Below are 9661 nucleotides of genomic sequence, written 5' to 3'. Positions count from 1 at the left end.
TACCCCGTGCACAAGGAGCGGGCAGGACTGGCCGGATTCTTAGCGCTCTTTTGGCAGGAAACCAGCCACTGACTCGGCAGGTAAACCCCGCCGAAACGGCCTACAAGTAGTCGATCACAGACAGCCGCATGAGGGTGACCGCTGGGACAAGGATCACCGGCGACTCGCAACGAACCAGATCCGGTCGGCCGCGGCACTGTTGTAGGCCTTGCTGGCGCTGGACCCGAATGCGTTGTGGCTTCGCGACCTACTTCCAGCCGGGTCAGGCGGTGGAGCACTGGATCACCGAGTACTGGGTGCCAGTCCATGAGGAATGGGTTCGTAGCGACGCCGAGATCCTCGGGGCACAGTCTTGACGCACCCCGACCGCCTGACTGCGGATGAGTTCATATCCGGCGGTGAAGCCTGGCTGGCGTTCCGAGACGGTCAAATCGACCCGGCGCGTTTCGGGGTCCACGGCACCGAGAACTGGGGGCCAGCGGAGATCCGCGGCAATGCGGTCAAGACCTCGCCGCGCTCGACAAGCTCGAGATGCTTCCCTGGGACGAATGGGGTCGCATGACCGACGCCTACGACCGCAAGACATGGCCTGCCTACGACAAGCTGCTCGACACTCTTGCCCGTGCCTGCGGCGCAGGTGACCTCGAAGCCATTGCCGTCATCTACGCCCGGTCCGACCCCCGGGTATCCGCCAACCTGACCCACTGATGCCCCAAAACGTGATCGCCGTACGCCGGTGATCCACATATGGCGCGTGGGGACGTCTCCTGAGGAGTTCGGGGTTGCCTCCTCGGACGCCGCCGACTCTTTGGCGGACTACTCGGCTTGCTACTGGCGTCATTTACGAAGCGGCCGGCAAAGGGCTGCGCGTGATGACCCGCGAGGGGAGAGGATGTCGCCGCGCAGGTCCTGGTCAGGCTGGGTGCTGACCTGGCCCGCAGGCTTCTGGGCGCGGTTGCCCTCCTGGTGGCCTATAGGACGTCCGCTGAGATGGTCGGCGGTTACGGCACTGATCCGGCCGCGTTTGGTCGATAATGAGGCGAATCGGGCGGTAGACCTGTCCGGTCTACCCCGGTCCGGACGAAAGCCTGCTCTTATATGTCGCTTCCGAAGAACGGCGATCGGCTGACCGTCGTGACGGCGATGTTGTGGGTGGCAGGGACCGTGCTGCTCGCGCTTTTTGCGACCATGTCCATGAGTGGCAAGCACGTGATTGCCGATGCTGCCTGGTGGTTTCATGCGGACATCGGTGAGGCGCCGGTGCACGAGGCGGTGTTAGTCGTCGGTGTCCTCACGATGGTGGCTGCCTGGTTGTCCCTGTCGCGGGTGCCGTATCTGGTGGACCGGCCGTACTGGCTCCTCGGCGCGTTCGCCGTGGTCATGTTGATGATGCCGCCCCTGTTCAGCACGGATGTGTACGCCTATGTCGAGGCTGGTTGGATGCAGGCTCAGCATCTGAATCCGTACACGACACCGGTGGGTTCACTGCTCAGTAGTCCCGTCTACGCGCGCACGCAGTCCTGGTGGGGCACGGACGCCCCGTACGGCCCGGGGGCACTGTGGCTGTTCCACGGGGTCGGTGCGAGCACGGGTTACGACCCGGTGGCGTTCATCGCCGCGTTCCGGGTGACCTGCGTCGCTGCGATCTTCGCGATGGTGCCCCTGGTGCGTTCGATCGCGCGCTCGTTCGGCGTCTCGCCGCGGTACGCCGTGTGGGCGGGTTTGCTGAACCCGCTGATGCTGATTCACGGCATCGGTGGTGCCCACATCGACATTCCGGCGATCTTCTTCGTGGTGGTCGGTGTGCGGTTGGCTCTGGTGCCGCGGTGGTGGTCCCAGGTCGCCGCGATGGTGGCGATGGGGTGTGCGGCCTCCATTCGCCAACCCGCGGCGACTCTGGGTTTGTTCGTGTGTGTGACTGCCGGCCGTCTGCTCGCACGATCCGCGCCGCAGTTGGGCCCGCGGGTGCGAACGGTGTTGATCGGCGCATGCGGTGTGGCCATCGGGGTGGCGAGCATCGAGTTGGCGGCGGCCGGCTCGGGTGTTGGATGGGGTTGGATCCACAACCTGGAAACGCCGAAACTGAGCCCCCTGACCCCGGTCGGCTTTCTCACGGTGCTGGCCGGTCGTGGGACGCCACCGGTCTGGCTGTCCTTCGTCGCGGTGATCGTGGGTGCGGTCCTCGCGCGGCGCGTCGCCGCGCGCATGCCCCATGTCAACGGACTGGTGGCGGTGACGGTGTTCTTCGTGGTGTTCAAGGTTGTCTCGATGGCCAGCTATCACGGCTGGTACTACCTGTTACCAATCGTTCTGCTCGCCGTTTGCGCTCGCGGCAGATCCCTCGTCTGGCTCGCCCCGTTCGCAGTTCTGCTCGGTACCCAGTTGGACATCTGGGCAGATCAGGGCCTGCCGGGGTCGCTCGATCTGTACCTGGGCAATCGTCCTGTCTCCGCGACCATCGTGGCGCTGTTGGCGCTGGCCAGCACGGTGGCCCTGTTGCACATCGCTCGACGCGTGATTCCGCGCGCCGGCGATATCTCCTGTGTCATTCCACGACTTGACGTGCCTCGGAAGGACACTGCGCGGCTCCGGCAATGACCTGACGGGTCCAACCCCCTGACCCCGAATCGGGGTCAGGGGGTCGGCTCGGCACCGGTGGAGGCCGCCTCTCACCATGCGACACGTCTCGGCTCACTGCGCGTGATCGTTCCCTCGGGTCGCAATGTAGTGCCCGTGCGAGCGGCTCGGCTTCGAGTCATCGCGACGACTCCTGCAGCGACCACTCGGCCGGTCGACGCCGCGGTCGTTCGTCTCGTCGCCGGTGATCGTTGGCATTCGGGACACCGGTGATGACTACGAGGAATAGCTGGACAGCGATGGCTCTCAGTGCCGCGCCGCTGGTTCGGGTGTCACGGGCCCCGCGGGTGGCAGGTGCCCGGTGTCCCCGTGTCCCCCCACAGCTTGACCACGGTGGGGCTCGGGTAGTGCGCAAGTGAGCAAGTTCGCTGTCGAATTGTCGGCAGCCTGGTGAAACTGGTCATGTACTGCTGAATGGTTGTAGCCACGGGTGGGTGCGCCCAGCCCGCAGCGGCGGACCTGGTGACGCCCGGCCTAGGTGGACCTCTTGTCAGGCGAGGAGGTAGGTGGCCACGCCGGCCGGATTGGCCAGCGCGAGCAGGTGACCGCCGGGTAGGACGTCGGGCTCGATGCTCAGTCGTTCCCTGGCCACCCGACGTTGGAAGTCGACCGGGAAGAATCGGTCATCGGCACCGGCCAGGACGCGGATCGGGATGCTCGGCCAGGCGGTGAAGTCACATGTTTGCGTGAAGCCGATGTCGGCCTCGGCCCGCTGGTGCGGCTCGCCCTCGGCCGCGACATCGTCCGGGAGGTCGTGCAGGAAGTATGTCGCCGTATCGAACTCGCCGTAGCCGCCGATGTCGGCGGCCTCGCGTTGGGCTGTGGCCGAGTCGACATGACCCCACCATTGGCCCGCCGACTCGCCCGGCAGCGGAATCATCGCATTGACCAGGACCAGTTCGCGGACGGTGATGCGTTCGCAGATCAGGGGAGCGGTGAAGCCGCCCATGGACTGCGCGACGAGCACGACATCATCGGCCCCGGCTGCGGCGGAGGCGACAATGTCGGCATATTCCCGCGGCCCGGCCGACTCGTCGTCACCGGGCAGATCGACAGCGATGGCCTTGTGCCCGGCAGACTTGAGCAGTGGTACAACGCGGTTCCAGTACCAGGCGACGCCTCCGGCTCCGGGTACCAGGACGTACTTCATGACATCCGCCCCGGCACGCGGGTCCGAGCCTCCGGAGCGCCCACCGGCGATGTGTGATCCTCTTGCTCGGGTAGCATCGTCCTAGGTTAGGACTGCTAAGTACGGAAATGCAAGCCGACTGCGCTACGGTTGGACGCATGGCGAAGATCCGTCGTTACGACGATCCCTGTGGAGTCGCTCGCGCTCTTGCTGTCATCGGTGAGCGTTGGGCGGTCCTCATTGTGCGTGAACTCCTGCTCGGGCCGAAGCGTTTCGGAGCCATTCGCGCCGGACTGCACGGGATCAGCCCGAACGTCTTGTCCCAGCGACTTCACGAGCTCGAGGGGGACGGAATCGTTCGACGGGGCATCTTGCCCCCACCGGCCGACGTCGCCATCTACGAACTCACCGACCGTGGACGTGCCCTCGAGCCGGTACTGGTCGAACTCGGGCGATGGGGAAGCCGTGAGCCTAACGACACCGAGGCAGACCTGGGTGTCGACGCACTGATGTTGGCGCTGAAGACCCTGTTCGACACCGACTGCGGCCTGGAGATCACCCTGGGCATCACCGTCGACCGGCAGAACTTCCGTCTTACTGTCATCGACCAGGCGATCGATATCCAACGCGACGAAGGCAGTGTCGGCCCAACGCACCTGACCACCGATGCCCATACCCTGCGCGCCGTCGCGTTTGGGCGCGAGACCGTCAGCCATGCCCAAAGCCAGGGCCGACTCATCATCACCGGCGATGACGACGCGGCCCACGAGTTTCCCCGGATCTTCTGCGTACCGACCTAACCAACCGAGCGTCGCCGTCAACACTCACGCCAACCAGAAGGCGCCGGCTAGACGCTCCGAATGGCTCACCGCAAGCGAGTCGTCACCGGCGACGAGTCTGCCTCGATGGACTCGGTCGAGCATGTGAGTCGACCACCAGGCCGTCACCTGCAAAGGACCTGCAGGTCGTGTATGGCCATAGGTCGGTTCGGCGGCCATCAGCGCGGCCGCGATGAGGGAGCGAGCATGTCACAAGGCGATCGTCATGCGACATGGGCTTCGGCGACGGTAACGAACGTCTCGTCGCAGACGGTCTGCACGTACATCGGCGCGAGAGCGGAGCGCAGATCGGCGCGCTGGTCACACCTGTGTCACCAATGACGAGCCGTCGTCGTCCGCTGTGTCCTTGCTCTCGTTGAGGAACTCATGGAACGACTGTCCCTCGACGTCCACATTGGGCAGCACGCGGGCCAGCCAACGCGGCAGCCACCAGGCCGAGTGCCCGAGCAGCGGCATTACTGCCGGGACGATGGCCATGCGCACGACGAGCACATCGACCAGGACGCCGAAGGCCAGAGCGAAGCCGACCGACTTGATTTGGGCGTTGTCGCCGAAGATGAAGCCGGAGAAGACAGCCGTTCATGATGATCGGCAGGAAGCTGACGATCGGGCCGGTCTGCGAGACCCCGAACAGGCCGGCCAGCCACCCCCACTGGAACACGGCGACCAGTGCCCGAAGGTCGCGCCGATGGCGAGGAGGAACCCGAGCGCAGCCTCCAGCGGTACGAGGACAGGCCGGAACACCAGAACTTTGACGGCAGCGGAATGCTCGAACGCAACTCATGGTCCTTCGAAAACCGTGCGTGACGATCCCGCGAAATGTGAGGTCGGAGTTCCACTCCGGCCGTGACCGTCGCCGCTGGTGGTTCGGCTTGTGGGGCGGCTCGGGCCGTCCTCGCGTCTGTATGTGCACAACGCATCGGGCAGTTTCGCACCCCACAGGTCTGCCTCCGGGACGCCTGGCGGGTGAGCGGTGCGGCTCGGTCGGAAGTCGAGCGGTTCGAGCAAGTCGGTTATCTGCGGTCCCGGCGACTGCGCCGCCTCGCAACCATCGGAACCAACGCTTGCGGGCCGCCAACTCCACCCGGCCGGTGACCACATACGAGTCAAACAGACCGACCAGTCGTCGACTCCAGGTAGTCGGCCGGGCGTGATCTGCGCCGCGCGCCGCATCCAAACTGGGCTGCATCTCGACAGCCAGGCAGGCAGGTTCGGCCCACCGCCGAGCGGTGGGTCGAAGTTGAGCGCAGCGATCTACGCTGGTGCTATGACAACTGATGCCCCGCAAGCGGGAGGCACCCTTGCTCGACATGACAGCCGCACCCCCGACCAGCTCCGCGAGGTGCACATTACCCGAGGCTGGCTCGACCACGCCGAGGGAAGCGTGCTGGTGGAGTTCGGCCGCACCCGTGTACTGTGCGCCGCCTCGTTCACCGAGGGGGTGCCGCGCTGGCTGAAGGGCCAGGGCACCGGCTGGGTCACGGCGGAGTACGAGATGCTGCCGCGCGCGACCAACACCCGCTCCGGCCGGGAGTCCCGCAAGGGCAAGGTCGGCGGCCGCACCCATGAGATCTCTCGCCTGATCGGCCGCAGCCTGCGCGCCGTGATCGACACCAAGGCGCTGGGCGAGAACACCATCATCCTCGACTGCGACGTGCTCCAGGCCGATGGCGGCACTCGCACCGCCTCCATCACCGGCGCCTACGTCGCACTCGTGGACGCGATCGAGGATGCGCGCTCCAGGAAGCTCATCGCTCCGAAGGCCCAGCCGCTCACCGGATCGATCGCCGCCGTCAGCGTCGGCATCGTCGGTGGACGCCCGGTCCTCGACCTGGACTACCCGGAGGACTCGACGGCGGAGACCGACATGAACGTCGTGATGACCGGCGCGGGCGGATTCGTCGAGGTGCAGGGCACCGCCGAGGGCGCCCCGTTCGACCGCGACGAGCTGAACGCGCTGCTCGACCTTGCGGCCCACGGGATCGTCGACCTGACCAGCCTGCAGCAGCAGGCGCTCGACGCGCCGGCGCGTGAGCGTCTGACATGACCACGTTGGTGCTGGCGACCCGCAACACCGGCAAGCTGCGCGAGATGCAGCAGCTGGTTGCGCAGGAGTCTCGGTTGTCAGACATCCAGATCGTCTCCGTCTCCGAATTCCCTGATGTGGACGATGTGGTGGAGACCGGTGTGACGTTCGAGGAGAACGCGCTGCTCAAGGCGCGGGCGGTGTCCTCTGGCACCGGGCTGCCGGCGGTCGCCGACGACTCGGGCCTGGCGGTGGACGTGCTCGGGGGTTGTCCGGGTGTATTCAGCGCCCGGTGGTCGGGGCGGCACGGTGCGGACCAGGCGAACATCGACCTGCTGCTCGCGCAGACCGCCGACGTGGCCGCCGAGCGGCTGAGCGCCCGCTTCATCTGTTGCGTCGCTCTGGCCATGCCCGACGGCAGCACTCGCGTCCATTCCGGGGAGCTGGCCGGGACGCTGACGCGTCGGGCGCGCGGTGACAACGGGTTCGGTTACGACCCGATTTTTCAGCTGCCCGGCGGCCGCACGCTGGCTCAGCTGACGAACGACGAGAAGAACGCGATCTCACACCGGGGTCAGGCGCTTCGCGCGCTGGGGCCGGATCTGGCAGGTGTGCTGACATGACCGGATCGTCCCGTGGCGAAGGGGGCCGGCTGCTGACGCGCGGGCTGCCAGGGGGAGTCGCTGCGGGAGCGATCACGATCGGGGTGGCCGAGCTGCTCGCCGGCCTGATGCAGCGCGCCGGCTGGAGCAGCGGTACACCCTCGCCGGTGCTCGCCGTCGGGGGTGCGTTCATCGATCGCACACCACCATGGCTGAAGAACTTCGCCGTCAACAACTTCGGGACGCACGACAAGCAGATTCTGCTGGCAGGCATCGCCGTGGTGCTGCTGGTGCTCAGCATGCTGATCGGGGTGCTGTTGGTGCGCCGGGTGATGGCTGCCCTGGTGCTCTTCGTCGTCCTCGTAGCGGTCGCGGGTGCCGCGGTGATCTCCAGGCCGCACGCCTCTGGCGTGGACCTGGTGCCGCTGCTGCTGGGCGCGCTGGTCGGCTTGTGGACGCTGTCCATCTGGCGACGCCGACTGCTGACGGAGCCCGCCGGCCAGAGCCGCCACACGGACGAACCCGGCAACACGGAGCCGGTGGCCCGCGCAATGGTCGATCGCCGACGCGTGCTGGGCGCCGCGCTGGGTGCGGTCGTGGTCGGCGCGCTGATGACCACGGCGGGGCGCGCGATCAGCGGGTCGGCGCGTGCGGTGCAGCAGGCGCGAGCGGCATTCGTGGTGCCCAAGGTGCCGCGCCCGGTCACGGTCCCCGCAGGCGCGTCGGTCGGTGTGCCCGGGGTGACGCCGTTCATCGTCCCGAGCGACGAGTTCTACCGCATAGACACGGCTCTGGTGGTGCCCCAGGTGAACCCGGACACGTGGCGGCTGCGGGTGACGGGCATGGTCGAGCACGAGGTGGAGGTCGACTGGCCCACGCTGCAGACCAAGCCGATGCAGGACGCGATGATCACCCTGATGTGTGTGTCGAACGAGGTCGGCGGCAGCCTCAACGGCAACACGATCTGGACGGGCTGGCCGGTGCGGGAGCTGCTCGCGGAGGCCGGGGTGAAGCCGGGCGCGGACATGGTGCTGTCGACCAGCGCGGACGGCTGGACCGCGGGCACTCCGCTGAGCGCGCTCACCGATAACCGCAACGCCCTCGTCGCCGTCGCGATGGACGGTCAGGCCCTGCCGCCCGAGCACGGGTTCCCGGCGCGGATCGTCGTGCCTGGCCTGTATGGCTATGTCAGTGCGACGAAATGGGTCACCGAGCTGAAGGTCACCACGTATGCGAAGGACCAGGGCTACTGGACGCCGCGCGGGTGGTCGCAGATGGGCCCGGTCAAGACCTCGTCACGCATCGATGTGCCCCAAAACGGCACCCAGGTCAAGCCCGGCGCCAACGGGAAGGTGGCGGTTGCCGGTGTGGCCTGGGCGCAGCACCGGGGGGTCAAGGCGGTCCAGGTCCGCATTGACAACGGCCCGTGGCAGACCGCGCGGCTCGGGACCGATGCGAGCATCGACGCGTGGCGCCAGTGGGTCTACGAGTGGCCCGCGACCAAGGGCCAGCACACCATCGCGGTGCGCGCCACTGACGACACCGGTGCAGTGCAGACGTCGGTGCAGGCAGCGCCCGCTCCGAACGGTTCGAGCGGCTACGACACCATCACGGTGACTGTCGGCTGACCCTGGCGAGGCCGGCGCGGACCAGCCATCGGTCGGCATGCAGGAGCAGCACCGAGATCGCGAGCAGCAGTGCGGCGATACCGATACAGTTCACGGTCACCACGCCGTAGCCGTGCGTCCGCACGTTGACGAACGGGTACGGGTACCAGCCGGTGGCGGCCCCGCGCAGCAGTGTGTAGGCGATCCAGGCCAGTGGATAGATGAGCGATGGGAGCACCGTGCCCCATCCGATCCGCAGCCTCGGCCCGAACACCAGCCAGCCGACGACGGCCAGGACCGGCACGACCACATGCAGGAGCTTGTCCGCGACGAGCGGCCCGCCGCTGAGCCGGAGAAGAGGTCGCAAGAAGAACCAGTGGACCACGCCGGTGACGACGATCCCGGTTATGGCATCCAGGCGCAGCACATTCCACACCCGGCCCGAGCGTGAAGGATTCGCGGTGAGGGTGGCGGAGGTGTAGAGGACCAGGAGGTTGCTCAGGATGGTGAAATAGCTGAAGAACCGGATCAGCCGCTCGCCGGAGCCCGGTGGTTCAGCGGATGTCAGGACGTCGGATCCACGGATGACCAGGATGAGCTGGAAGACGATCGCGAAGGCTGCGACCGCGGTGACCAGGCCGTGCCAGGCGCGGGCGAAGCGCATCAGGCCCGGTGACGTGCGGCGGTGTGCATGGGCTGAGTTTAGGCTGATACCCACGAGCAAAGGTCACCATTGCGCGTAGTCGGTCCGTTGGAGGTCTCCGTTCTCGCGCGGTGTTGATACGGTCCGGTCACCAGCAGCCGCAGCCCGAGGAGCCTTC

9 protein-coding genes are annotated in these 9661 nt (G+C 66.9%); 6 read left to right on the top strand and 3 right to left on the bottom strand.

Annotation, left to right across the window (positions count from 1 at the left end):
- Nucleotides 1–558: 558 nt before the first annotated feature.
- Together FGL98_RS25280 and mptB are read left to right on the top strand one after the other, a co-directional pair.
- Complete coding sequence (locus FGL98_RS25280) at nt 559–708, top strand: hypothetical protein (protein WP_186526002.1); 150 nt, start codon at nt 559–561, stop codon at nt 706–708.
- A 390-nt stretch (nt 709–1098) separates the two neighbouring features.
- A complete protein-coding gene (gene mptB, locus FGL98_RS05835; RefSeq protein ID WP_146315778.1) occupies nt 1099–2598 on the top strand; it encodes a polyprenol phosphomannose-dependent alpha 1,6 mannosyltransferase MptB in 1500 nt (499 codons plus the stop codon).
- Nucleotides 2599–3127: 529 nt separating this feature from the next.
- On the opposite strand, the gene FGL98_RS05830 is transcribed toward mptB, so the two are convergent.
- Nucleotides 3128–3787 carry an alpha/beta fold hydrolase gene (locus FGL98_RS05830; RefSeq protein ID WP_146315777.1) on the bottom strand — a complete coding sequence of 220 codons (660 nt, stop codon included), beginning with the start codon at nt 3785–3787 and terminating at the stop codon, nt 3128–3130.
- Between the two features lie 137 nt (nt 3788–3924).
- On the opposite strand from FGL98_RS05830, the gene FGL98_RS05825 reads away from it, so the two are divergent.
- A complete protein-coding gene (locus FGL98_RS05825) occupies nt 3925–4566 on the top strand; it encodes a winged helix-turn-helix transcriptional regulator (RefSeq protein ID WP_146315776.1) in 642 nt (213 codons plus the stop codon).
- A 339-nt stretch (nt 4567–4905) separates the two neighbouring features.
- On the opposite strand, the gene FGL98_RS26900 is transcribed toward FGL98_RS05825, so the two are convergent.
- Nucleotides 4906–5121, bottom strand: coding sequence for a hypothetical protein (locus tag FGL98_RS26900; RefSeq protein WP_425460983.1), 216 nt, complete (start codon nt 5119–5121; stop codon nt 4906–4908).
- A gap of 751 nt (nt 5122–5872) precedes the next feature.
- Between FGL98_RS26900 and rph the strand changes: the two genes are divergently transcribed.
- The 3 genes from rph to FGL98_RS05805 are packed head-to-tail and all read left to right on the top strand — an operon-like array spanning nt 5873 to nt 8861.
- On the top strand, nt 5873–6652 hold the full coding sequence (gene rph, locus FGL98_RS05815) for a ribonuclease PH (protein ID WP_146315775.1): 780 nt from the start codon (nt 5873–5875) through the stop codon (nt 6650–6652).
- On the top strand, nt 6649–7254 hold the full coding sequence (gene rdgB / locus FGL98_RS05810; RefSeq protein ID WP_146315774.1) for an RdgB/HAM1 family non-canonical purine NTP pyrophosphatase: 606 nt from the start codon (nt 6649–6651) through the stop codon (nt 7252–7254). Before rph ends, rdgB begins: the two co-directional genes overlap by 4 nt.
- Complete coding sequence (locus tag FGL98_RS05805) at nt 7251–8861, top strand: molybdopterin-dependent oxidoreductase (protein WP_246136388.1); 1611 nt, start codon at nt 7251–7253, stop codon at nt 8859–8861. Before rdgB ends, FGL98_RS05805 begins: the two co-directional genes overlap by 4 nt.
- Here FGL98_RS05805 and FGL98_RS05800 read toward each other — a convergent pair.
- A complete protein-coding gene (locus FGL98_RS05800; protein ID WP_146315773.1) occupies nt 8842–9558 on the bottom strand; it encodes a Pr6Pr family membrane protein in 717 nt (238 codons plus the stop codon). The genes FGL98_RS05805 and FGL98_RS05800 overlap by 20 nt on opposite strands.
- Nucleotides 9559–9661: the final 103 nt, after the last annotated feature.

Source organism: Leekyejoonella antrihumi, assembly GCF_007845645.1.
GTDB classification, from domain to species: Bacteria; Actinomycetota; Actinomycetes; order Actinomycetales; family Dermatophilaceae; genus Leekyejoonella; species Leekyejoonella antrihumi.
This window is presented reverse-complemented; position numbering and strand designations above follow the sequence as displayed.

Excerpts from the sequence above, each read along its gene's own strand:
- FGL98_RS25280 (WP_186526002.1), top strand. The coding sequence starts at position 559 with ATGACCGACGCCTACGACCGCAAGACATGGCCTGCCTACGACAAGCTG.
- mptB (WP_146315778.1), top strand. The coding sequence starts at position 1,099 with ATGTCGCTTCCGAAGAACGGCGATCGGCTGACCGTCGTGACGGCGATG.
- FGL98_RS05830 (WP_146315777.1), bottom strand. The coding sequence starts at position 3,787 with ATGAAGTACGTCCTGGTACCCGGAGCCGGAGGCGTCGCCTGGTACTGG.
- FGL98_RS05825 (WP_146315776.1), top strand. The coding sequence starts at position 3,925 with ATGGCGAAGATCCGTCGTTACGACGATCCCTGTGGAGTCGCTCGCGCT.
- rph (WP_146315775.1), top strand. The coding sequence starts at position 5,873 with ATGACAACTGATGCCCCGCAAGCGGGAGGCACCCTTGCTCGACATGAC.
- rdgB (WP_146315774.1), top strand. The coding sequence starts at position 6,649 with ATGACCACGTTGGTGCTGGCGACCCGCAACACCGGCAAGCTGCGCGAG.
- FGL98_RS05805 (WP_246136388.1), top strand. The coding sequence starts at position 7,251 with ATGACCGGATCGTCCCGTGGCGAAGGGGGCCGGCTGCTGACGCGCGGG.